The sequence below is a fragment of the Hugenholtzia roseola DSM 9546 genome, from assembly GCF_000422585.1.
Taxonomy (GTDB): Bacteria; Bacteroidota; Bacteroidia; order Cytophagales; family Bernardetiaceae; genus Hugenholtzia; species Hugenholtzia roseola.
The window spans coordinates 27,473-50,667 of record NZ_KE383891.1 but is presented as its reverse complement, the minus strand read 5'-3'; the positions used below and the strand labels follow the sequence as shown (position 1 = coordinate 50,667).

The window sequence follows — 23,195 nt, the reverse complement described above, 5'->3', positions numbered from 1 at the left end:
CTAATTTTCACTTTCCAAACGGCTCGCAATCGCCTTTTAATTTGTATCTTGCAACGACTTTTTGCAAGACTATTTGTATATAAAAACAAAAAATGAAGCAATATTTACACCTACCTACTCTACTTACAGGCACCTGCCTGATTATTTTAGGAACGCTTGCGGCTTGGTTTTTATTGGAGCGTTATGAAAAACTACAAAAACAGAACGCACAGAATCTTGATTATCAAGGCGTTACGATTCCTGCCAACTATCACATTGCCCTGCCCGATAGCTTTTCCTTTTGCGGTGAAGAAGTCCCTTTGGAAAATCCAGAAGTAGCAGAAAGTTTTGAAAAAGAGCTTTATATCAATGTTTTTCGTCATTCTTCTACTAATTTAGTTTTAAAACGCGCTCAACGTTTTTTTCCTCTCATAGAAAAAATATTGCGTGAGGAGGGCTTGCCCGAAGACCTCAAATACATTGCTGTCATAGAAAGCGATTTGGAAAATGTGCGCTCGCCCGCAGGAGCAGAGGGCTATTGGCAATTTATGCCCGCCACAGCCAAAGAATTTAGTTTGGAAATTAGTAAAGAAGTTGATGAGCGTTTTCACTTAGAAAAAGCCACACGCGCCGCCGCCCAATATTTCAAACGCGCCCATAAGCGGTTTGGCAACTGGACAAACGCCGCCGCTTCCTACAACAACGGTATGGGAGGCATGCGCTTTTCCCTGCGCAAACAAGCCCTATTTTCCTACTATGACGTGCATCTCAATCAGGAAACGGCACGTTACATTTATCGCGCTTTGGCAATGAAAGAAATTATGGAAAATCCCGATAAATATGGCTTTCAAGTGGAAAAGAATAGTAAACATTACTTGCCAGTCGCTTATCAAGTCGTGAAAATAGATAGCACCATTCAGGACTTAGTAACCTTTGCGCGGTATTTTAATATGAGCTACAAAACTTTGAAATATCACAATCCTTGGCTTATTAGTTCAAAACTAACAAACAAGGATAATAAAGTTTATGAAATAAAAATTCCAACCAATCCGCCTGCGCTACATTCCGATAAAATTCTTTCAAAACTACGCCAACAAAATGGCAATCATTTTCAATTCGATACGCTTCAAGATAGCTTAAAGAGCGAACAAGAAGAAGTATTTTTTGAAAAAGAGTAAAAGAAAATGAATGATTTATGTTAAAAGTAGAAAAGGTAAGTAAAATTTATACCGATACCCAAGTACCTACACGCGCCTTAGAAGACATTTCGCTCACCATCTCAACGGGCGAATTTGTCGCTATCATGGGGGCTTCGGGTTGTGGAAAATCTACCCTCCTGCATATCTTAGGCTTATTGGATATGCCTACTTCGGGCGAACTTTTTTTTATGGACAAAAAGGTAAGTGCCTTAAAATCAAGAGAAAGAACCCTTTTAAGGCGTGAATACATAGGCTTTGTATTTCAAAATTTCAACCTTATAGAAGAACTAACAGTTTATGAAAATATAGAATTACCTTTGCTTTACAAGCGTTTTCGCTCACAGGATAGAAAGCAAAAAATTGAACTTATTATGGAACAGATGGACATTGCACACAAGCGGCATGCCTATCCCTCCCAGCTCGCAGGTGGGCAGCAGCAGCGCGTGGCAGTGGCGCGTGCCGTCGTCGGTGAGCCGCCTCTTATTTTGGCAGACGAGCCTACGGGAAATTTAGATTTTCAGCATGGGCAGGAAGTAATGAACATCTTTACCCAACTGCACAGCAACCAGACTACGATTGTTATGGTAACACACTCACGCCAAAATGCAAACTTCGCCGAAAGAATTGTTCATCTTTTTGATGGACATATTGTAAATAATTCCATGCTTTAATTGAAAGACCATGTACCCTTCTTCACACTATCATTTCGAAAACCTCGATTTTTTGGCTCAAATTGTAAAAGCAAGTCCCTTAGCCACGTTTATTACTTATTTCGAAGGCGAAATATACAGCACTCCCCTTCCTTTTATTTTAAAAGATGATACACTTTTGGCACACATAGACAAACAAAATCCACAAGCAAGCCATCTAAGCCAAGTCCCAATTTTGCTTCATTTTCACCTTGCCGATACCTACATTTCGCCACAGGATTATAGCTCTGCCCAACAGTTGCCCACTTGGAATTACATAAAAGCGCAGGTTTGGGGAAAAGCCGAAATTTTGCCCCCTACACAAATTGTACCCTCGCTTATTGCACAAACTACCTCCTTTGAGGGCAAAAAGGAAAATACCTTTATTTTATCAGAAGATAACGAAAAAATGCAAAGATATAAAAATTACATTACTGCTTTTGCAGTTAAGATTGAAAAATATGAAGTAAGGCTTAAACTTTCACAGGATAAAAATGAAGCCGATAGAGAAAAAGCACTTCAAAAGATGTTACAAAACGCAAACCCAAATTATAGAGAATTGATAAAAAACTTACAGATGCAAGGTATAAAGGTTTGAAGTAAAAAATGACAAATAAAACGATACTCCCAAAGCCTCAAAAGAAAATAAGACTATAAAGAATTTAGAATAAACAACTATTTTTTGCTTACTTTCTATTATCTATTTTTTTAGACTTAACCAAACTAAAAAAATAAGTGAGGTATGATTTTGCAGTTTTGTGCCTTTTATTTATCTTTGTTGTGATTGGCAAAGCGACGTTTTTTAGACCTTGTCGCTAAGGTCGTTTTTCGGTAAAAACTCGCATATCTTCCTTTATTTTGAAATAAAAAACAAAAAAGATGACACAAAAAATCAAAAAACTGGGCTTAGGCATACTTTTATTGATGCTCGCTTCCTTTGCACCAAACAAGTTGCCGAAAAAATTTACAGGTTTGCTTGATAATGCAGGGCTAACTTTTGAAAGTCCCGTAGGTTTTAAGCCAACAAAAATTATAGAAAACAAACAAATGAATTATGAATATGCAATAAAACACAAAAAGGAAAATTTTGAAGTTCGCTTTGCTATCAGACCTTTGGAGGGCTTGTTGCGAAATTATCGTGAAAGAGAAAAAAACAAAAAACAAGGCGAAATTAATATCAATCCCAATACGATATATGCTTCGCTGCTGGAAGTTACGGCTTTGAATATTTCGGGAGGACAAACCACAGAAATTGTAGAATTCGATACCCAAGCGGTAAAGGCAGAGTTCAACGCCGATTGGGGTGCAACGACCTTAGTAAAATTAGAAGAAGAATTTGGACAATCCTACCAATACTGCCTGATTGTAGCCATTCATAAAGACGATTTGGGCGATGCTTACTGCTTTTTTCTTGCCAATTCTTTGGAACAAATTAAGGAATTGTCGCAGCCTGCCTTTTATTCTTTAAAGTTTAAATAAAAATAATAAAAATTTTAAATAACCAAAATGATATTAAAACCCCTGCACCCTCGTCAGACTTTGAGTGTCGCTTTTCTAAGAATGATGCCCAATAGAGCCGAAATGGACAATTTTAAGGCACATCTTGCTCTCTTGCTCGATGGGTGCAGCGAAACAGAAAGTGAGGAATTTCATAAAAATCTAATTTCAGATTTTTTTAAAGATGCTTACTATAAACAAAATCATTTTATCAATACCAAAGGGCGAAACGACCTTGTGATTCACAACGGACAAAATGCCAAATCTAATGTCGGCGTAATCATCGAAGTCAAAAAAATGACCAACAAAGCCGAAATGGTTACAAAAGACAATCTAAATAAAAAAGCATTTCACGAATTAGTTTTGTACTATTTGAGAGAAAAAATCACGCACAAAAATATTGAGCTAAAACATTTGATTGTAACAAACATCAATGAGTGGTTTATTTTTGATGCGCAAATATTTGATAAGACATTTGCACAAAATAAAGATTTTGTAAAACAATTTAATGACTTTGAAGAAGGACGTTTGGCAAATAGCAAAACAGACTTTTTCTACAAACAAATTGCAGAACCTTTTATTAATCATATCAATTCTGAAATAGAATTTGCTTATTTCAACCTGCAAGATTATCGGGCAGCCCTACAAGAGGCAGAAAAGGAACTGGATTTAATGCCTTTATACAAAATATTTTCGCCCGAACATTTGCTCAAATTGCCTTTTGCCAACGACAGCAACAGCCTCGATAAGGGTTTTTACAACGAACTTTTGCATATTTTGGGGCTTACGGAGGTGAAAGAGAGCGGCAAAAAACTGATAAAACGCAATAAAGAAGGCGAAAGAAATTCGGGTACTATTTTGGAAGAAGCTATTAGCCAATTAGATAGCCTCAATAAATTGACGCGATTGCCCCATGCCAAAAATTTTGGTGCAACGCAACAAGAAAGGCTTTTTAATGTAGCAATCGAGCTAAGTATCACTTGGATAAATCGAATTTTATTTTTAAAACTATTAGAAGCACAACTTGTTTCTTATCATAAAAGCGATAAAACATATTCTTTTTTGAATTTAGATAAAATTAAAAACTATGACGACCTCAATAGTCTATTTTTTCAAGTCTTGGCTCGTCAGCACCATCAAAGAAATGAAGATGTAAAAACGATTTTCGAGAAAGTGCCTTATCTCAATTCTTCGCTTTTTGAGCCTACTGAATTAGAACATAACGCTTTGTTTATCAATGGTTTAAATAGCGAAAAGACCATTCCCGTTTTTTCGCAAACCGTTCTCAAAGACCGACAAGGCAACAAAAAAACAGGCAATTTGCGAACTATCGAATACCTTTTCGGGTTTCTTGATGCCTACGATTTCGGCACAGAGGGCAAAGGCGAGATTAGAGAAGAAAGCAAAACCTTGATTTCGGCTTCAGTTTTGGGTTTGATTTTCGAAAAAATAAATGGTTACAAAGATGGTTCATTTTTTACGCCCGGTTTTATTACGATGTACATGTGTAAGGAAACTATCCGAAAGGCAGTTGTACAAAAATTTAATGAGGTCAAAAAGTGGAATTGCAAGGACTTAAACGGGATTTATGACAAAATAGAAGACCGAAAAGAAGCCAATCAAATTATTAATAGCCTCAAAATTTGCGACCCTGCCGTAGGTTCGGGACACTTTTTAGTATCCGCTTTAAATGAAATTATTGAAATAAAAAGCGAACTAAAAATATTGGAAGATAAAAATGGAAAATCGCTCAATCGCTACCACATCAAAGTAGAGAACGACGAACTAAGCATTATGAACCAAGATGGGGAAATATTTGAATACAAACCCAAAGACCCTGAAAGCCAAAGAGTGCAGGAAACTATTTTTCATGAAAAGCAAAGCATTATAGAAAGTTGTCTTTTTGGTGTAGATATTAACCCTAATTCGGTTAAAATCTGCCGTCTGCGTTTGTGGATTGAACTTTTAAAAAATGCTTATTACAAAAATATAAATGAACTCGAAACTTTGCCTAATATTGATATAAATATCAAATGTGGCAATTCTTTGGTGAGTCGTTTTGCCTTAGATGCCGATATTAAGCAGGTTCTCAAAAAGAGCAAATGGACAATAGAGAGCTACCGCAAAGCCGTTTCCACCTACCGAAATGCCGAAAACAAGGAGCAAAAATGGGAAATGGAACGCCTTATTTCGGATATTAAATCAGATGTTAGAACAGAAATTGCTAAAAAAGACCCCAAACTTATCAAAAAAAGCAAGCTCGAAGGGGAACTTTTTATCCTAATAAACCAAACTGCCGTTTTTGGGGAAAGCGAAAAAGAGAAAAAGGAGAAAGCTGGAAAAATTGATATACTAACAAAGGAAATCAATAAAATAGAGGCAGAAATAGAAGAAATGCAAAGCAATCCCATCTATGAAAATGCCTTCGAATGGCGTTTTGAGTTTCCCGAGGTGCTAAATGAGGAAGGCGATTTTGTGGGTTTTGATGTAGTGATTGGAAATCCACCGTATGTGGATTATAGGGAAATTGATAAAGCTCAAATAACGCATTTACAAAATTTTAAAACCTTAGAAGAATCTCCAAGACCTAATTTATATCAATTTTTTATTGAATTAAGTTATATAATTATGAATCAAAAAGCTCACTTTTGCTATATTAATCCAACTCAATTTTTATCGATTGACGCAGGCTATGGAATAAGACGTTTTATAGTTGAAAACACTATTATACAATTTATAGATGATATTTCTAACATCAAAGTTTTTGATGAGGCTGCTACCTATACGGTTGTGTGGTCTTTTAGAAAAGAAAAAAATGGTAACTATCCTGTACGAATCAGCAAGTGTAAATCCATAGAAGATATTGGTCAGGAAACTTTATTAGTTCGTAAAAATGATATTATTGCTAATGGTAAATACTTAATTATTGCTAATGTCAATCAGGTAGTTATTGGAAAGATAGAATTAAATAAAGTAAAATTAGCTACACTATGCGATATGATTTGGGGAACTTCGCAAAGTGGTTACGGTAAGAAAAAAATTCTCGCTGAACAATACACACAATTAGATAATAAAGAAAAACAAAAATATGCTCCTATTATTCAAACTAGGGACATAAAAAACTACGTTATAGATTGGAAAAAGGAGTACATTCCTCGTGAAATTTTTTCAAATAATGCCATTGCAAAATTTGAAACAAAAGAAAAAATTGTTATTGCACGCATGACCTTACGCTTGCAGGCTGCTATTGACCAAAAACAATGTTTTGTCGGTAAATCAACCGTTCTTTTTAATATTAATAAAAAAATTAAGCCTTATTTTTTGTTGGCTTTATTAAACTCTAAAATAATTAATTTTTGGTATAAAAATTACTTTGAAAATACACATCTTTCAGGCGGATACATTCGCTTTGATATTCCTTATATGAAAAAAATTCCTATCGCTATACCAAGTACCGATTTACAAAACAAAATAATAAAATTAGTAAAGCAAATATTAGTCCAAAAAGAAAAAGGACAAGACACCAGCAAACTCGAAGCCCAAATAGACCGCTTGGTCTATGAACTTTACGATTTGACGGAGGAGGAGATAAAAATTGTGGAGAAATCGTAAAGTAATAATCCTAAAAAACGAATTTAATTATTTAAAAATCTTATCTTTCCACCTAATAGGTGTACCCAACAAAATTCCCACAAGCACAACCGCATACAGAATTTTTTGATACATACAAAACCCTGCTAAGTAAAAAAATATGATTTTTACTTTTTTTATTTTGTATGATGCAACTATTAGTAATAGAAAATCTATGACAAAGGAAAAAAATAGTAAGTAGAAAAGTGTTTTTTTATCTAAAAAAAATAAAATAATCCAAATAAAAAGTTGCGCCCCGTAGAAAAATAGTGCCAAGCGTTCCCAGTGATTACTACCCAACCAAGCCCCCTTTGCCCATCTTAATCGCTGTTGAAAAAGAGAGAAAGGCTCTTTAAGTGCATAAGTTTTTAGCGCAGATTTTGAGGTAAATAATTGATTGTGTTTCAGTATTTTTCCTTTTTTACGAAAAAAAAGACTTATTTTTTTAAATAAAGCAAAATCCTCTGTAGGCGTTTCCACCAAATCTTCATAGCCGCCCACTTTTAGATAAGTGTCGCGTTTGAGTAACCAATTATTTCCCATAACGGAAATATTAATATTTGATTTATTTAAAAGATAAATTGAGAAAAATAGTAAAATATATTCTACCTGCTGCCAACCTTCCCAAAGGTTACGCGCCTTTGGAAAAGAAATGCCCGCAACACTTTGAAAATCAAGCCTTTGATGATACATTTCTTCCACCCAAAAAGGCGAGAGTATCATATCTGCATCTGTAAAGAGGAAATAATTGCCCTTAGCTAATTTACAAATTTTAATAAGCGATTCTTTTTTTCCTATGTTTTCTGTATTTTTTAAAATTTTAATGTTTTTAAAAAATACGCTATATTTTTCTAAAATATCTGCCGTATGGTCTGTCGAGCCATCATCAATGATAATAATTTCTATTTTATCTTTGTTTTCTGTTTTAGAAAAAAAAGTTTGTGCGTTCAAACTCTCTAAAAAAAGCGGAAGCCTCTCTTGCTCCTGATAAGAAGCTATTAGGATAGAAATTTCTATTTTGTTTTCTTTTTTCATTTTTATAAAAAATCAATTTCTTCTATTTCACGCTCTACCGAAAGCAAATTTCCAAAAAAAAGAAAAGCCTTTGTGTCAGTTTCCTGTTCTTCTATCAATTTAAAAAATAATCCGTATTGTCCTATTTCTATATTTTGTAGCAAGATAATTTCTATTTCTCCTTTTCTTTCTAAAAATAATTGCTCTTTGCTTTGATACGAAAAAGACTTCTGCACCCTTATACGCCACTTTCCTTTTTGTGGAAAATCAGGTAGCGAAAAATAAAAAGGAGTAGATAAATTAGATTTTTTATTTTGAAAAGAACTAAAAAAAGTAATTATATTTTCTTTCATCAATGTATTCAATTCTATTTTTTCTAAAAAAATGGGATGTAAAAGCAGAGAAGGAAAGCAGAATAGGAGCTTGTCTTGTGTCAGGAAGAATAAGGCGTTAAAATCATCTATTTTTACTTTTTGTAAAATTACCCAACTTTCACCTTGATAAATAAAATACTGATTTGTATTAAGATTAAAAAAGTCTGCATTTTTTACTTTTTTTATCCCCATCTTTCTTTTCTCAACCAACAAAGAAGCCTTCTCCTTTTGAGTAGTTTCAAGATAGGCTTTCTTTATTCCTAAAAAAACTTTTATCAATCCTATAAAAAGAAACAAAAATCCTATAAAAAATGCGTCAATAAAAGTCATTTTGCTCTCAAGTTGTTTTTTCTGCCCGCAAAGATACAAAAAAGCACACTTGCATCTCAAACAAATCCATGCTAACTTTGCAGCAGAGCTGTTTTTTCTAAGAAGTCCAAACTTTATGACCCAATTTGATGATTTATTAAAAGAAGACCAAAACTATATTTGGCACCCCTTTACCCCTTTTACAGACAAGGCAAATGTGCTGCCTGTCAATAAGGCAGAAGGTTCATATTTATACTTAGAAAATGGGAGAAAAGTATTAGATATTATTGCTTCTTGGTGGGTCAATTTGCATGGGCATGCGCACCCCGAAATTGCGCAGGCTATTTACAAGCAAGCGCAAAATTTAGAACAGGTGATTTTTGCAGGTTTTACCCATGAGCCAGCTATCAGGTTAAGTAAAATTTTAGTAGAAAATTTAGTGCAAGATACAGCATTTGGAAAAGTTTTTTTTTCGGATAATGGCTCTACTGCGGTCGAGGTTGCAATAAAAATGGCATTACAATATTTTTTCAATAAAAATGAATTTAATAAACTTAAAATTATTGCTTTTGAAGGTGCTTATCATGGCGATACGTTTGGGGCAATGTCGGTAGGGGGGCGCACGCCCTTTAATGCAGCTTTTAATCCACTTTTATTTGAGGTAAAATTTATATCAATTCCTACAAAAGACAACTTACACAGGCTGCTTCAGACTTTCGAAACCCTCACTTCTGACCCTTCTTGTGCTGCCTTTATCTTTGAGCCTTTGGTGCAGGGCGCAAATGGTATGAATACCTATGCAGCCGAACATTTGGACTTATTGATAGAAATAGCACAAAAAAAAGAAATAATTTGTATTGCAGACGAAGTAATGACAGGTTTTGGACGCACAGGAAAACTATTGGCGAGTCATTATTTAAAAAATATGCCTGATATTATTTGTTTATCCAAAGGAATTACAGGCGGTTTTCTTCCCTTAGGAGCAACGGTTTGCAAAGAGAAAATAGCGGAGGCTTTTTATGCGGACGCGCTACACAAAACTTTTTTTCATGGACATTCATACACAGCCAACCCTTTGGCTTGCGCCGCCGCTTGCAAAAGTTTTGAAATTTTAGAACGCAGCACTACCCAAAAACAAATAGAGGCAATTCAAGAAGCACATTTTAGTTTTATAGAAAAACTACAAAAAAATCCTTTATCAGAAAAATACATAAAAGAAATAAGACATATTGGAACAATTTTGGCTATTGAAATCAATACAAAAGAGTATTATTCTTATTTTAATGAACATAGAAAGCTAATTTATGATTTTTTCTTAGATAAAAATATCCTGATGCGTCCGTTGGGAAATGTCTTGTACCTGCTGCCGCCCTATTCTACTACTGTCGCGGATTTAAACTATGTTTATCAACAGATAGAGGCATTTTTAACCTTTTTATCAAAGGCAGAGTAGTTTTTCTTATTTTTTTTTGATTTTTTCAGAAAAAATTACGCGCGAAGGAACTTCTCCTCTCAAAAAGGGTGTTATGGTCTTGTCTTTAAAAAAAGAATAAGATGAAAACTCAAAAAAATCCTCGCCTAAAAAACTTATCCAGACTTATACTAATTTTAGCTTTGATATTAGTACAAGTTCTATCTCAAAACTTAAAGGCACAAAATTATCTGCCTGATAATGAGCAAGATAAGTTGTTTTTTTTGCAACAAGCAATGCCCGCTTTCGGACTCATTGCAGTAGTGGCAGTTCTCTTTCTTTTGGTGGCTAAAATACTTTCCATCAAACCCAAACCGAAAGAAGAAGAGCAGCAGTTGAGTGAAATGGAAGAAGAAACACGACAGCTCGAAATGCTCAAAAACAACGTAGAAGATTGGGAGCAAATCGACCCTTTTAGCCGAAAAGGTACATTTATACTAAACCATGAAGAGCGCGACCTTCTGGTAGAAATTTACGAAACCGACACCAAAAGCAGAGAGGCTCAAATTCGTGCAGAAGAGCATCAGAAGGCTTGGAAAGGTTTCAAACGCGCTACCTTTATTATTTTAGGTTTCTTTACGCTTTTTATGCTTATGATGTTTTTTTTACTTACACGTTAGTTTTAATAAAAGCCCTACTTAAAGTAGGGCTTTTTCATTTTAAGGTTGTGCTTTTTTAAGTTGTCCTTCTGCCCACAGTTTGGCATCTTGCAGGGTGCTAAACACTTTTTTTTCGTTCGTTTGGTCGGAAACAAGCCAAATTGCTTTTAAAAGGAACTGCAACATAGTAGAGGGAATGACATAAGCAGTTCCCAAAGAATAGGTTTTTAATAGTTCATTGTGTTCTTTAATCCATTTTCCTTGTTTGATGCGCAAATTGGAGGCTAAATACTTCACCTTTGATGCGTCAAGAATACGGACAAAGGGCTTTTTCTTTTCAAAAATTTCCGCTAATTGCTTTAAATATTGGTCAAATTCCTCCTCCGTTGGGTCATGCGCGGCGAAGGTTACGATTTGAATTGGAAAAAGGTGATTGTCAAAAGTGGCGTAGGGCGGATTCATTGTCGCAAAGTTTAAGTTATTAAAAATAGTAACACTACTACTTTTTGTGTTGCCAATAAGTTTGGAAAAGGCTGAAAAAAGTTTGAAAGCATTGCCCTACAACGAAATTTTCCGTATAAAAGTTACAAGCATTTGTTTGTTTTACAAATAGCAAAATTATTAAAATATAAATTTAAAAAATTCTAAACAGAATAACTTTTGATTTTATTGTGCCAATGCCAATAACCATAACTTGCCATAAAAAGATAGATTAAGTACAAAAATGCTGTACTTTTTAAATCTTTATGATAATAAACCCAGATAGCGACCACATCTACTGCTATCCAAAGTAGCCAATTTTCAATTTTTTTCTGTGCCAAGAGAATCTGCCCCCAAATGCTAAAAACGGCAATATAAGCATCAATGTAAGGGTAGGACACGCCTTGTATGTTTGAGGTAATGAAACCAAATAAAATTGTACCTAACAAAGCAAAAACTGCACTTTTTAGCAAAATAGTAGGCTTGCTTTTGGTAATAGGCAGGCTGTCTATTTTTGCCTTTTGCCCTCCCCAAAGCCAATGATAAAGACCATAAAAATTTGCAAAAAGAAAAAATATGTGTAAGGAAAAATCACCATACAATCCTACTTGATAGAAAATATAGATGTAAGGAATGATGCTAAAAATTCCAAAAACCCAACCTAAAACATGAGCGCGTGTATTGAGCAAGACACAAATAAATCCCATCAATGCGGCAAAATCTTCTAAGGATTCTGGACGCGCAAGGTAAGTTTTGATAGAAGCTATCAGAGTTTCATACATATTTTTATGTTAATTTTTTAAAATTAAAGCTATTTTTTTGTATTGCTTTGCAAATCTTTTGTTGTTAGGCTGCTCCCGTCATGACTCCAACCGGGGGGATAGAACAAATATTTGAGCCTATCCGTCCATTTTTCGGTCTTTTTCAAATCTTTCCAAATCTGTTTGTGTTCGGCAAAGGCAATTTTGAGCGGATTATGCGTTTCTATGTTTTTAGTAAGTCCATAAATAGGTTGTTCTTTTTCCTCTGCGAAAGTGCCAAAAAGTTTGTCCCAAATAATCAAAATTCCTGCATGATTTTTATCTAAATATGCAATATTAGTAGCGTGATGAACGCGATGATGCGAAGGGGTATTGAAAAAATATTCCAAGAAGCCCATTTTTTTTACCGCTTGCGTATGTAAGAAAAATTGATAAATCAGACTTATCGCAATCAGGGTAAAGATAGCGATTGGGTGAAAACCGATAAAAGGCAACCAAAGCCAAAAGAGGTATTTATACAGAAATTCCGTCCAACTCTGACGCAAGGCAATCGCCAAATTGTAGGAAGTAGAGGAGTGGTGGTTAGAATGAGAAGCCCACAAAAGGCGCACCTGATGGCTACTTCTATGATGCCAATAAAAGGAGAAATCGTCGGCGAAAAAAAGGAAAAGCCACGCCCAAGCCTTCGTCAGGTCTATTTCAAATAAGCGATAATTTTCATAAATCCACGAAAAGACAATAAAATAGATAATTTTTGAAAACAAATTCACAAAAACCGAACCTACGCCCATTGCCAAAGAAGCCCAAGCCTCTTTCTTTTCATACCAATTCTTTTTTTCATAGGCATCTAAAAAAAGTTCTATTAAGATAAAAACAATGAAAAAAGGAACAGCATAGCCTACGGGGTCATGCTCGATAAAGTAAGCGAACAGTGTTGGAATTTCCATAAAAATAAAAGCAGATTATATGACTTTCAAGGTTTTAAATGCTATCTTTTTTTTTGAATATTTGGCTAAAACAGAGCGTTATTAGAACGGTCAGGCTATTAAAAAGAGGGATTTTGTTCGTATAATTAGCGTTTCAAAACCAAAAGAAACGCAGATATGTCGTCAAAAGCCTGAACAAAGATAGCAAAAAAAGACGTGAGTGGTCTATTTACAACAAAAATTTACAAAAACCTGATGCGTGTGGCTTGTCGGTGCGCATTTGCATCTGATTTTTAGCGTTTAAAATCACTGCCCCATAGGGCGGCAGGTTTTTATCTTTTTACCCAAAATGTGGCAAAGCACAAAATTTGAAAGGTAGCTTTTAGCCTATTTGCTTTTACCTATCAACAACTTTACAAGTTTTGGTACTAAAAAAAGTAAAAAAAACTTGCGCCCTTTTGGAAAAAGATGTAACTTGCAACTGTTAAAAACGTGCAAAGGCTTGAGCTGCAAAAGCTACCTGCGTTAATCGTACTATCGAAGGGTGAAAAGTCCTTTGGGTACGAAAAAATTTTGGAAATGCGCAAGAAACTGCGTATAACTGCATGTTATTGGCAACCATAAAAAATACAAACGATGAAATTTGACCCGATAAAAAAAGAAGTTTACACAGACAAAGGGGAGTTTATCAAAAAGATGAATTGTCCCTATAAAATGAATTGGGACAATTTAGAACAGTCCACTACAGGATTTCGGAAATGTGCAAATTGTAATCATTTGATAGTGGATACTGAATTGTTAACAGATTACGAACTTCTCAAAATGGTCAAAGAAAATCCCGATACTTGTTTGAAAATTGATTTGAATCAGCAAAACATAAAATTAGTTGCAAATGGCTTTTTGGAACAGAAATAAAAACTCAAACGAGTTGCGTGTTATTAAGACAGCACGTGACAAAGACAGCATAAACACGGCTGCAAAAAACGGCTACCGACCTTTAATTAAAAAGGTTGAACCTTCTGACAAAATACGTTCAAAATATTCTGTAATTCAAAATAAAAAAACAGGAGAGATTGAAGTTATTGGTGATTATCGTATGGGTTTTCGTATGGACAAAGATAGTGAATTTGTGTCTGTAATAGAATGGACTTACTATTATCCTCACAATTTCAATTCTCCATTCGCAGCTTACTTAATACCAAAAGACATAAAAATCGGTGAGCGTGTTTTTATTGAAGACTTGATTGAAGACTATATTGGTACGAGTTGGAATCAAGGCGATACCTACCGACTTGAAAGTTGTGAAGCTATTTGGAACGGAACAGAGTTAGAAATTCAATACGACCCAAAAACAAATCGTTCTGACTTTGTTGGGTAGTAAGAATGGTAGCAGCTAACATTATGTTTGCGAACTGAAAGTCGGCGAAGCCAAAAGGCGAGCTAATGTGCGTAATTTAGACTTTTGTACTTTCTATAAACTTTTGTGCGTAGGGCAATCCCAAAAAGCAAGCTCCCACTTTTGGAACTTGCTTTTTCTTTTTTCGTATCTTTGTGAAAAACAGAAAACTATGAGCAAAAGACTAATCCGCTTCGATTGGGCAGTGAAAAAACTCCTTCGCAATAAAGCTAACTTTGTTGTCTTAGAGGGCTTTTTATCCGAACTTTTATTTGAAGACATCAAAATTCAAAAGATTTTGGAAAGCGAAGGCAATCAGGAAATTGAACAAGATAAGTACAATCGAGTAGATATTTTGGTACAAAACGCTAATAATGAGTTAGTTATCGTAGAGATTCAAAATACGTATGAGATTGATTATTTCCATCGCATGGCGTATGGCGCATCAAAAGCCCTAACCGAAAATTTAAGTTTGGGGCAGTCTTATTCCGAAATTAAAAAAGTAATTTCTGTTAATATCGTTTATTTTGATTTAGGGCAGGGTAAAGATTATGTCTATAAAGGAACAACTAATTTTCAAAGTTTGCGCGAAGAAACTTTTACCAAACAAAATATTTCTGATATTTTTCCCGAATACTACATTATCAAAGTCAATCAATTTAATGACATTGCCAAAGATACTTTGGACGAATGGGTTTATTTTTTGAAAAATAGTGAAGTAAAAGATAGTTTTAAAGCAAAAGGTTTGGCAGAAGCAAAGGAAGTTTTAGATGTTATGCGTCTGAATCAGGAGCAAACTTATGGGTACAATCGTTACTTGGACTACCTACACGTAAAGGCAAGCGAGGCACTTTCGCTCAAAATCCAACAAGAGGAACTGATGGAAAAGAAAGTGGCAGAGGCGAAGGAGAAAATCAGAAAAGATGAAAATTTTAAAAGGTCTGTTGAAATTGCTAAAAAAATGATTTTGGCAGGCTCAAAAGATGATTTTATTTCGCAAATGACTGATTTAACTATTGACCAAATAAAAGCCCTGCGCAATGAAAAAGACTAAAAACTGTGCCTAAGGTCATATTTCTGAACTGAAAGTCGGCGAAGCTATTCGAATAAGAAAAAAAGAGCAAAGCAGAAAATGGTAAGGCATTTTTTTACTTTTTATAAAAAACTTAAAACATAAAAATTTTAAATACAATTCTATTGCACCTTCAAACGGTAATTTTCATACTCATTGATAAGGGCAGAATAGAGCATTTCAGCAACCAAACGCACGCCCTTTGTAGTGAAATGCGTGTAATCCGATTGGGCTAAGGCAGGCTTATTCCTAACCCAACTAACCATCGAATTTTCACCCCCCATAGCCGCATGCAAATCCCAAAAAACACAACCTGCACGCAAGGCTGCGCGTCTTTGTGCCTCTTTTATCGTCTTGACACTGGGAATAGAAGCGTAGCCTGTGCCTTTCCTTTGCGCCCTATCCGAAGTGCTGACGACAATTACGCCCACTTCGGGACTTAAAGACTTCAAAAATTGATATTGTTTGTAAAAAAAATCTTCATACGCCTGTGCGCCCCAGCCGCCGCCAATGTTCACACCAAATTCTACAATAATCAACTTGACATCTAAGGCAGCAAGTTGTTTGCGCCAAAAATCGGCGTTCATGCGCGTAATTTCATCTCCTGCCGAACCGCGCCAAGGAATGTTATCAACGGCAATTCCCGCCTGTCCGTCTAAGGCAACGCCCAAAATTTCGGGGTTGCCTACGCTGCTAAATTCTACCGTCAATTCCTCAAATTTGGCTTGGATAGGAGCTTGATACAAAAATAAATCGGAGGAAGCTGCCACAGTTGTTTCATGCCAAAGACTATCCGTTTTGCCTTTTTGGTCTTTTGTGCGAAGGCGAAAAGATAAGGCAAGCGGCGCGTCGATGCTTCTACCCAAAATTTTTACACTTTCCACCTGCGAATTTTTGACATAACCAATACCTGTATCTTTAAACTTGACCCAAGCCTTGCGCGGATTCTCACCTTTGGGCGCACCCACAGGCGTAAAGCGGTCATATTCGCCCATGATGCCTACTAAATTGTGTTTAGGATTGCTGGGGCTATCGCGATAAGCATATTTTTTCCAATTATCAGAATATTTTGTTATCATAGTTGTACGAATATTGCCCCGTGTATGGACGGGAATTAGCCCAATACCCGAACCCCCAAATCTGCCCTGCAAGCGGTGGCGCAAATACTCGGTTACCCTATCGCCCTCTATTTGCGAATCGCCAAAATGCAGCACACGTACCAATTTAGGCTGTGTTCTTAGCTCGTGAATGGCTTTGAAAAAAGGGTCTAAGGCGTTTGGATTTTCTTCGGCAAATTCCAGCGGCTGCCGCAAAGCCTCTACGGGTTCTGTTTTTTCGGGAATCAGGGCATTGAGGCTATCATCTAAATTTGAAGAAGCCAATGAATCGGGGTTTTTAAGTTTGTTTTCCAAAAACTCACCCTTATCAAGTAGCTTTTCTTGTGCTTTTACATTGGCTTGGGTTTGTGCCAAAAAAGCCAAATCAGTAGCAGGGGCAGCCTCACCCTGCTCTTGCCCCAAATCTTGCAACGAAAAGACGCTAAAAGTAGTATCTTGGGCTATCCTAACCTCGCCGGGCGAAAAAACCATTATCACCAAAGCAATACAAGCAACATAAAAAAGCAAAGTCAGGGCGCGTAAAGGCGGTACAGAGGGCATCTTAGAACCAGTCATCGGTATCAGTGGTGGAAATGAGCAAAAGGGCTTTTGAAAAGGCAAAAATCAAAAATCTTTTTTAGTTTTGCAAATGTTTGGACGCAGACAAGATGCGTCACCCAAAATTAGACCTCAAAACTGTGGTTTTAACAAAAAAGATAGCTTTCCACCTTTTCCAAAAACAAAACATGAAAAAACAAACCGCCTCTTTTCTCTGCCTATGTCTGACGCTCTTTTTTTTCTGCTTCGAAGTAGGAAAAGCACAGCAAAATACACAAAATCAAGACCTTAGCACTACAAAAACGGGTAGTTTATTGCAGTCGGGACCGATGGTAGGCTATTCCGAAATGCTCGAAGTAGGGCTTTGGGTACAAACCAAAAGCAGCGCGAAGGTAGCCATTCGATACCGCATCAAAGGCAGCGACCAGGCTTATTTATACACAGACCCCATTAAGACTACAAAAGATAGCGCATTTGTGGCGCATCTGGTTGCCGACCAAGTAGAAGCAGGGCAAGTATATGAATATCAGCTTCTTATCAATGACGCAATAGAGCCTATTTCCTATCCGCTGACCTTTCAGACCCAAAAATTATGGCAATTTCGCACCGACCCGCCCGATTTTAAATTTGTCTTTGGCAGCTGTTTTTATATCAATGACGAAAAACACGACCGCCCTGGGAAACCTTATGGCAGTGGCACTGAAATTTTGAAGCGCATCTACAACGAAAATGCCGATTTTATGGTCTGGGGTGGCGATAATACCTACCTGCGCGAACCCGATTGGGGCAGCCAAACGGGGATTTTCTACCGCCACACACACACGCGCTCCGCCACCGATTTGCAGCCCCTTTTGGGCAATATGCACCACTACGCCACTTGGGACGACCACGATTTTGGTCCCAACGACTCCGACCGAAGTTTTGCCAATAAACACCTCACCCAAAAGGCTTTTAACGTCTTTTGGCGCAACCTCAATACAAATATGACAGGCGAAAACGACATCGCCTCCTCTTTCACTTGGGGCGATATTCAGTTTTTTATGCTCGATAATCGCTCACTGCGTTCGCCACAGCAATACAAAGGCAGGCGCGACTATTTGGGCGAAAAGCAACTCCAATGGCTCATCGAGGGACTAACTTATAGCAGAGCCACTTTCAAATTTGTAGTAGTAGGGGGGCAGGTGCTTAATCCTTCCGATATTTTCGAAAACTATGCGACCTATCACGAAGAAAGGCAAATTTTATTTGATGAGTTGGAAAAGCAACGTGTCAAGGGCGTAATTTTCCTCACAGGCGACCGCCACCATTCTATCCTAACCAAAATGGAACGCGAAGGCAGCTATCCTCTCTATGATATTACCTCGTCTTCGATTACGGCAGGCTCACATTCGCCCAAAGAAGGCGAAAATCCGCTGCGTGTGGAGGGTACGTTATACGATAAAAATAACTACGTCGTTTTGTCGGTTTCGGGAAAATATAAAGAGCGCGTCTTGAAAATTGCACTCAAAGACGAAACAGGGAAATTGGTTTGGGAAAGAGAAATTTCACAAAAAGAATTAGAATAAAGCAGACAGAATTATCTTTTTGTAGTAATACAGGCGTTGTTACAACGGTAAGAAGGTCAAAAAACGGGGTTTTGTGCTTGGTGCAAACCTGCTGAACCCCCACCCTGCCCTCCCCCCATAGGGGATGGTTCGAAAACAAAATCATTTTTTTTGCATAAATGCAAAAAAAAATGATACCCTATCAAAGCCCCGCCCTATGCAGTAATGTTAAGTTCTGTCAAAAGCCTTGTTTTATCAAATTTGACACGAAATAAAATTTGGTACAGAACCCTATTTTTGGGTCTGAAAATCCTTTTTTATTTCAATCTCACTGCGGACAAGGCAATGCCTTGTCCCTACATTTGCATTTGATTTTTAGAATTTAACATCACTGCCCTATGGGGGCGGGGTTTGAGGTGGGGTGCATTTAAGGCTTTTATCGTTGTAACAACGCCAATAATACAAACTCATTTTTAATATCTGCACCATTTTCGCGATTTATACAAAAAGGACAACATAGTGCGTTGTCCTTTTTGTGTCTAAAAAGCATTTTTTGTCAAGATTCAGAACGCCTAACACAAAGGCTACGGAAAGGCTACGAAAGTGCGACAACCTTTCCGAAAAGTGTAGCCGAAGTACAGTCTTCTATCTGTACTTCTACATATTGCCCTTTTTGATAGTTTTCTTTTGGAAATATCACGACTTTATTAGACGAGGTACGCCCATGCAGATGCTCCTGCGAACGCTTAGAAACGCCTTCTATCAAGACTTTGTACGTTTTTCCTACCATTGCACGATTACGCGCCAAAGAAAGTTTGTTTTGCAAATCAATAACCTCCTGCAAACGCTTTTTCTTGATTTCTTCGGGTACGTCGTCTAAATATTTCTTAGCCGCCAACGTACCGGGGCGTTCGGAATAGAAAAACATATAAGAATAATCATACTCTACCCACTCCATCAAAGAGAGCGTTTCGCGGTGGTCTTCTTCTGTTTCGGTACAAAAACCAGTGATGACATCTGAACTAATGCCACAATCCTGCCCAATGATGCGACGAATGGCGCGAACTCTGTCCATATACCATTCTCTATCATAGGTGCGATTCATGAGTTTCAAGATGCGACTGCTGCCACTTTGTACGGGCAAATGAATGTAGTTGCACACATTTTCGTATTTGGCAATAACTTCCAAGACCTCGTCGGTCATGTCTTTGGGGTGCGAAGTAGAAAAGCGGACGCGCAAATCAGGGCTAATTTGTGCTACCATTTCTAAAAGATTGGCGAAATTAACGCTGCGCAAAGGTTCGGTCATGTCCTCTTTTTTGGTCTTGCGCGGCTGATTTGTCCAGTGGTAGGAATCTACATTCTGCCCCAAAAGGGTAACTTCTTTGTAGCCTTGTGCTACCAAATCTCTAATTTCGGCAGCAATCGAATCGGCAGAACGGCTGCGCTCCCTGCCGCGTGTGAAAGGCACAACACAGAAAGAACACATATTATCACAGCCGCGCATGATAGAAACAAAAGCCGATAACCCATTAGAATTGAGGCGAATAGGTGCAATATCGCCGTAGGTTTCCTCGCGTGAAAGCAATACGTTAATCGCCTTCGCGCCTTCATCTACACTACCCACTAAGGCAGGCAGGTCGCGATAGGCATCAGGTCCCGCTACCAAATCTACAATCTTTTCCTCCTCCAAAAATTTGTGTTTGAGCCTTTCTGCCATGCAGCCCAAAATACCTACCATCAAGTCTGGTTTTTTCTTTTTCAGCGTATTGAGATGTTGAAGGCGATTGCGTACTGTCTGTTCGGCTTTTTCGCGAATAGAACAGGTATTGAGAAAAATCAAATCGGCATCTTCGGGTGTATTGGTAGTGCCAAACCCCTCTTTTGCCATAATAGAAGCGACAATTTCGCTATCCGAAAAATTCATCTGGCAGCCATAACTCTCGATGTAGAGGCGGCGTTGTCCGCTGCTGGCATTGAGGGCAGTGGTTTGAAAAGTATCACAACTTTCACCCTGATTTGTGGTAGCCTCCTTAGAGATAATCTCGATGTCGGATATGATTTCTTTTGGCGTGGAATTGATAGCCTGCGGTTCGAGGTGCATAATATTAAAAGCGGATTGGGGTTTGCGTCTGATAAAGCCAAATTAAGATAGCAAATTTACGAAAAAATTTGCAACAAAAGCCTGCTTTGCTGCTCATCTTTCTCTAATTGTTGTCGTAAGGCAGATAAGCCCTCGTATTTTTCTTCTTTTCGCAAAAACTCGACAAATTCGAGTCGCAATTCTTCGCCGTATAAATCGCCTGTAAAATCAAATAAGTTCACTTCTATTGTCGTTTCAAGATTCGCGCCTATGGTAGGGCGGTCGCCGATGCTCAACATGCCTCCGTATCGTACCTTGCCTACCCATACCCAAACGGCATAGATGCCTTTGGCAGGGATTAGCTTGTCGGCAGAAGGCAAGAGATTGGCAGTAGGATAGCCTAAGGTTCTTCCTATCTGATTGCCCTTTACTACAATTCCACTTAAAGAATAAGCATATCCTAATAATAAATTTGCAAATTTGATGTTGCCTTCCGCTAAGGCTTTTCTGATTTTGCTGCTACTAATTGCCACTTCGTCTAAGGTCTGTTTCGGAATTTCCTCTACCTGAAAGCCGAAGCGATTTCTATTTTGATACAAAAAATGAAAATCTCCTGCCCTATCTTTGCCAAACCTATGGTCGTATCCGATAATAAAATGCTTGGTTTGTAGGCGAGCAATCAAGACTTGCTGCACAAAATCTTCGGGCGAAGTCTGTGCAAAGTGCGAATCGAAGGAAAGCAGACAGAGGTGGTCGATGCCTATCTGGGCAAGTTTAGCCGCTTTTTCTTCTAAGGTATGCAACTGGGCAAGCGGCTGATGGGGAAATAAAATCTTGCGAGGGTGGGGGTGATAGGTCAATAAAACCGTTTCCGCGCCTGCTTGTTGCGCTTTAAGCGCGAGCAACCGCTCCAAAATCTTTTGATGCCCCAGATGCACGCCATCAAACGTGCCTGTCGTCAGAATGGTATAGGGCGTTTGGGGAAATTGGGCGATTTCCTTATGAATTTGCATGTGCTTTGCGAGGGCTTGGTGAAATTGAGCGCAAAGATAGGATAAAATGCCGTATCTTCTAAAAATAATGCCCCGTTAGCCAAAATCTGGTCGGCAGTAAAAATATGGATACAAAAGTAGAAGATTGTAGCAACAAAGCACTATTACAACAGTCAGGCTATTAAAAAAGGGATTTTGCTCGTATTATTAGCGTTTCAAAACCAAAAGAAACACAGATAGGTCGTCAAAAGCCTGAACAAGATAGCAAAAAAAGACGTGAGCGGTCTATTTACAAAAACCTGATGCGTTTAGCTTGTCGGTGGCGCATTGGCAAAGGTAGCTTTTAGCCCATTTGCTTTTACCTATCAACAACTTTACAAGTTTTGGTACTAAAAAAAGTAAAAAAAACTTGCGCCCTTTTGGAAAAAGATGTAACTTGCAACGGATAGAAACGTATAAAGGCGTGGGCTTTGAAAGTTGCCTGCGTAAATCGTATTATCGAAGGGTGAAAAGTCCTTTAGATAATCTTATGAATCCAAAAAATGCGAACTGAATTTCGTATAACTACATGTTGTAAGTAATTTTATAAAATCGAAAATGAACAAATACATTTTAAAAATAGACGTACAGACGAATAAAGTGTTAAGTGATTCTTACACTTTTGTTGGTGATATTTCATTTTACAGAGAAGAAGAAGATGGTAAACCTCCTTATTGTTATTTTCTATCCAAGCATCTTAACGATTTGGAAGCCCCTAAAGAATTATGGGCAAGAAGTTTAGCACTTGTATCTATATATAATGGGGTGAAAAATTTAAGTTTCAATCCTACATCAGAACTTGATAGTCCATCTAATATGAAAATTGTAAGTCTTCATATTTGGGATGATACTTTTGAAAATATAACCCCAAATGATTCGTTCAATATTTCTCAAGACAAACCATTTTCAGATTCATTATTAAATCAGGATTTAACGAAAGGCTTTGGTTCAGTTTCCCAAATAATACATCTTGCCAAGTCAAAAGTTGACGTGCTTAATTTACTATTGCAGCTAGGGAATGGACTTGATTGGGTAAGTCTATATTCAGTTTTGGATTCCATAAAATATTACTCAAAACAAATTGATAAGAAGCAATTTAATAAAATCCTAAAAGTATCAGGATTTACTAACGATAATTTAAAAGAGTTCACTGGTACTGCAAATAACTACGGAATACTTGGTGTAAAAGGAAGACACGGAGTAACAGGCACAAAAATTCCAACCTCTACAATGACTATAACAGATGCACAAAATTTTATTTTAAAAATTAGCAAGACATATTTATACGAAGTTTATGGCTGGAAATAAAAACCACTAGTAACAGCGTTCAAACTCATTAAAGTTAGTCTAAAAATGTGGTATGAAACATAAAAATATTACAAAAAAGCAAGTCCCACAAATAGGCTTGCTTTTTCTTTTTTTCGTATCTTTGTGAAAAACAGAAAACTATGAGCAAAAAACTAATTCGTTTTGACTGGGCAATGAA

Annotated in this window: 20 protein-coding genes; 12 read left to right on the top strand and 8 right to left on the bottom strand. The window is 37.2% G+C overall.

Translation table 11 applies throughout. The annotated features are described in order from the left end of the window. Nucleotides 1–92 precede the first annotated feature (92 nt). The 5 genes from G500_RS24585 (at nt 93) to G500_RS0121540 (ending at nt 6,976) form a co-directional block, all read left to right on the top strand. Nucleotides 93–1,157, top strand: a complete 1,065-nt coding sequence (locus G500_RS24585) for a lytic transglycosylase domain-containing protein (RefSeq protein ID WP_051204026.1) — start codon at nt 93–95, stop codon at nt 1,155–1,157. Between the two features lie 17 nt (nt 1,158–1,174). Continuing rightward, a complete protein-coding gene (locus G500_RS0121555; RefSeq protein ID WP_027004044.1) occupies nt 1,175–1,849 on the top strand; it encodes an ABC transporter ATP-binding protein in 675 nt (224 codons plus the stop codon). 10 nt (nt 1,850–1,859) lie between these two features. Then, nucleotides 1,860–2,465, top strand: coding sequence for an FMN-binding negative transcriptional regulator (locus tag G500_RS0121550; protein WP_027004043.1), 606 nt, complete (start codon nt 1,860–1,862; stop codon nt 2,463–2,465). A gap of 281 nt (nt 2,466–2,746) precedes the next feature. After that, nucleotides 2,747–3,346: a hypothetical protein gene (locus tag G500_RS0121545; RefSeq protein ID WP_027004042.1), complete on the top strand. Its 600-nt coding sequence runs from the start codon at nt 2,747–2,749 to the stop codon at nt 3,344–3,346. Nucleotides 3,347–3,373: 27 nt separating this feature from the next. After that, on the top strand, nt 3,374–6,976 hold the full coding sequence (locus G500_RS0121540; RefSeq protein WP_027004041.1) for a type IIG restriction enzyme/methyltransferase: 3,603 nt from the start codon (nt 3,374–3,376) through the stop codon (nt 6,974–6,976). Between the two features lie 27 nt (nt 6,977–7,003). On the opposite strand, the gene G500_RS0121535 is transcribed toward G500_RS0121540, so the two are convergent. Both G500_RS0121535 and G500_RS0121530 read right to left on the bottom strand, forming a co-directional pair. Continuing rightward, on the bottom strand, nt 7,004–8,029 hold the full coding sequence (locus G500_RS0121535; protein WP_027004040.1) for a glycosyltransferase family 2 protein: 1,026 nt from the start codon (nt 8,027–8,029) through the stop codon (nt 7,004–7,006). Nucleotides 8,030–8,031: 2 nt separating this feature from the next. Beyond that, nucleotides 8,032–8,712, bottom strand: coding sequence for a hypothetical protein (locus tag G500_RS0121530; RefSeq protein ID WP_027004039.1), 681 nt, complete (start codon nt 8,710–8,712; stop codon nt 8,032–8,034). 115 nt (nt 8,713–8,827) lie between these two features. On the opposite strand from G500_RS0121530, the gene bioA reads away from it, so the two are divergent. After that, a complete protein-coding gene (gene bioA / locus G500_RS0121525; RefSeq protein WP_027004038.1) occupies nt 8,828–10,144 on the top strand; it encodes an adenosylmethionine--8-amino-7-oxononanoate transaminase in 1,317 nt (438 codons plus the stop codon). A gap of 101 nt (nt 10,145–10,245) precedes the next feature. After that, nucleotides 10,246–10,782: a hypothetical protein gene (locus G500_RS0121515; protein ID WP_027004037.1), complete on the top strand. Its 537-nt coding sequence runs from the start codon at nt 10,246–10,248 to the stop codon at nt 10,780–10,782. 39 nt (nt 10,783–10,821) lie between these two features. Here the strand turns inward: G500_RS0121515 and G500_RS0121510 are convergent, their stop codons facing one another. The 3 genes from G500_RS0121510 to G500_RS0121500 form a co-directional block, all read right to left on the bottom strand. Beyond that, entirely contained in the window at nt 10,822–11,223 is a 402-nt protein-coding gene (locus G500_RS0121510; RefSeq protein ID WP_027004036.1) for a hypothetical protein, read from the bottom strand. A gap of 182 nt (nt 11,224–11,405) precedes the next feature. Then, complete coding sequence (gene pnuC / locus G500_RS0121505) at nt 11,406–12,023, bottom strand: nicotinamide riboside transporter PnuC (protein ID WP_027004035.1); 618 nt, start codon at nt 12,021–12,023, stop codon at nt 11,406–11,408. 29 nt (nt 12,024–12,052) lie between these two features. Next, nucleotides 12,053–12,949, bottom strand: a complete 897-nt coding sequence (locus G500_RS0121500) for a sterol desaturase family protein (protein WP_051204024.1) — start codon at nt 12,947–12,949, stop codon at nt 12,053–12,055. Nucleotides 12,950–13,564: 615 nt separating this feature from the next. Here G500_RS0121500 and G500_RS0121490 point away from each other — a divergent pair. From G500_RS0121490 to G500_RS0121480, 3 genes are all read left to right on the top strand, one after another. After that, nucleotides 13,565–13,843 carry a hypothetical protein gene (locus tag G500_RS0121490; RefSeq protein WP_027004033.1) on the top strand — a complete coding sequence of 93 codons (279 nt, stop codon included), beginning with the start codon at nt 13,565–13,567 and terminating at the stop codon, nt 13,841–13,843. After that, entirely contained in the window at nt 13,821–14,306 is a 486-nt protein-coding gene (locus tag G500_RS0121485) for a hypothetical protein (protein ID WP_027004032.1), read from the top strand. Before G500_RS0121490 ends, G500_RS0121485 begins: the two co-directional genes overlap by 23 nt. Nucleotides 14,307–14,496: 190 nt before the next feature. Beyond that, nucleotides 14,497–15,378, top strand: a complete 882-nt coding sequence (locus tag G500_RS0121480) for an Rpn family recombination-promoting nuclease/putative transposase (RefSeq protein WP_027004031.1) — start codon at nt 14,497–14,499, stop codon at nt 15,376–15,378. A 140-nt stretch (nt 15,379–15,518) separates the two neighbouring features. On the opposite strand, the gene G500_RS0121475 is transcribed toward G500_RS0121480, so the two are convergent. Then, nucleotides 15,519–17,069, bottom strand: coding sequence for an SGNH/GDSL hydrolase family protein (locus G500_RS0121475; RefSeq protein WP_027004030.1), 1,551 nt, complete (start codon nt 17,067–17,069; stop codon nt 15,519–15,521). A 170-nt stretch (nt 17,070–17,239) separates the two neighbouring features. Between G500_RS0121475 and G500_RS24580 the strand changes: the two genes are divergently transcribed. Next, the gene (locus G500_RS24580; RefSeq protein ID WP_086048004.1) at nt 17,240–18,616 is read left to right on the top strand and encodes an alkaline phosphatase D family protein; all 1,377 of its coding nucleotides are present in this window, start codon (nt 17,240–17,242) and stop codon (nt 18,614–18,616) included. Between the two features lie 574 nt (nt 18,617–19,190). On the opposite strand, the gene miaB is transcribed toward G500_RS24580, so the two are convergent. Together miaB and G500_RS0121455 are read right to left on the bottom strand one after the other, a co-directional pair. Continuing rightward, complete coding sequence (gene miaB / locus G500_RS0121460) at nt 19,191–20,699, bottom strand: tRNA (N6-isopentenyl adenosine(37)-C2)-methylthiotransferase MiaB (protein WP_051204022.1); 1,509 nt, start codon at nt 20,697–20,699, stop codon at nt 19,191–19,193. Nucleotides 20,700–20,755: 56 nt separating this feature from the next. Further along, nucleotides 20,756–21,691 (bottom strand): bifunctional riboflavin kinase/FAD synthetase, encoded by a 936-nt coding sequence (locus G500_RS0121455; RefSeq protein ID WP_027004028.1) that lies wholly within the window; start codon nt 21,689–21,691, stop codon nt 20,756–20,758. A 576-nt stretch (nt 21,692–22,267) separates the two neighbouring features. On the opposite strand from G500_RS0121455, the gene G500_RS0121445 reads away from it, so the two are divergent. Beyond that, a complete protein-coding gene (locus tag G500_RS0121445) occupies nt 22,268–23,017 on the top strand; it encodes a hypothetical protein (RefSeq protein ID WP_027004026.1) in 750 nt (249 codons plus the stop codon). The last annotated feature ends 178 nt before the right edge of the window (nt 23,018–23,195 follow it).

Excerpts from the sequence above, each read along its gene's own strand:
- G500_RS24585 (WP_051204026.1), top strand. The coding sequence starts at position 93 with ATGAAGCAATATTTACACCTACCTACTCTACTTACAGGCACCTGCCTG.
- G500_RS0121555 (WP_027004044.1), top strand. The coding sequence starts at position 1,175 with ATGTTAAAAGTAGAAAAGGTAAGTAAAATTTATACCGATACCCAAGTA.
- G500_RS0121550 (WP_027004043.1), top strand. The coding sequence starts at position 1,860 with ATGTACCCTTCTTCACACTATCATTTCGAAAACCTCGATTTTTTGGCT.
- G500_RS0121545 (WP_027004042.1), top strand. The coding sequence starts at position 2,747 with ATGACACAAAAAATCAAAAAACTGGGCTTAGGCATACTTTTATTGATG.
- G500_RS0121540 (WP_027004041.1), top strand. The coding sequence starts at position 3,374 with ATGATATTAAAACCCCTGCACCCTCGTCAGACTTTGAGTGTCGCTTTT.
- G500_RS0121535 (WP_027004040.1), bottom strand. The coding sequence starts at position 8,029 with ATGAAAAAAGAAAACAAAATAGAAATTTCTATCCTAATAGCTTCTTAT.
- G500_RS0121530 (WP_027004039.1), bottom strand. The coding sequence starts at position 8,712 with ATGACTTTTATTGACGCATTTTTTATAGGATTTTTGTTTCTTTTTATA.
- bioA (WP_027004038.1), top strand. The coding sequence starts at position 8,828 with ATGACCCAATTTGATGATTTATTAAAAGAAGACCAAAACTATATTTGG.
- G500_RS0121515 (WP_027004037.1), top strand. The coding sequence starts at position 10,246 with ATGAAAACTCAAAAAAATCCTCGCCTAAAAAACTTATCCAGACTTATA.
- G500_RS0121510 (WP_027004036.1), bottom strand. The coding sequence starts at position 11,223 with ATGAATCCGCCCTACGCCACTTTTGACAATCACCTTTTTCCAATTCAA.
- pnuC (WP_027004035.1), bottom strand. The coding sequence starts at position 12,023 with ATGTATGAAACTCTGATAGCTTCTATCAAAACTTACCTTGCGCGTCCA.
- G500_RS0121500 (WP_051204024.1), bottom strand. The coding sequence starts at position 12,949 with ATGGAAATTCCAACACTGTTCGCTTACTTTATCGAGCATGACCCCGTA.
- G500_RS0121490 (WP_027004033.1), top strand. The coding sequence starts at position 13,565 with ATGAAATTTGACCCGATAAAAAAAGAAGTTTACACAGACAAAGGGGAG.
- G500_RS0121485 (WP_027004032.1), top strand. The coding sequence starts at position 13,821 with ATGGCTTTTTGGAACAGAAATAAAAACTCAAACGAGTTGCGTGTTATT.
- G500_RS0121480 (WP_027004031.1), top strand. The coding sequence starts at position 14,497 with ATGAGCAAAAGACTAATCCGCTTCGATTGGGCAGTGAAAAAACTCCTT.
- G500_RS0121475 (WP_027004030.1), bottom strand. The coding sequence starts at position 17,069 with ATGACTGGTTCTAAGATGCCCTCTGTACCGCCTTTACGCGCCCTGACT.
- G500_RS24580 (WP_086048004.1), top strand. The coding sequence starts at position 17,240 with ATGAAAAAACAAACCGCCTCTTTTCTCTGCCTATGTCTGACGCTCTTT.
- miaB (WP_051204022.1), bottom strand. The coding sequence starts at position 20,699 with ATGCACCTCGAACCGCAGGCTATCAATTCCACGCCAAAAGAAATCATA.
- G500_RS0121455 (WP_027004028.1), bottom strand. The coding sequence starts at position 21,691 with ATGCAAATTCATAAGGAAATCGCCCAATTTCCCCAAACGCCCTATACC.
- G500_RS0121445 (WP_027004026.1), top strand. The coding sequence starts at position 22,268 with ATGAACAAATACATTTTAAAAATAGACGTACAGACGAATAAAGTGTTA.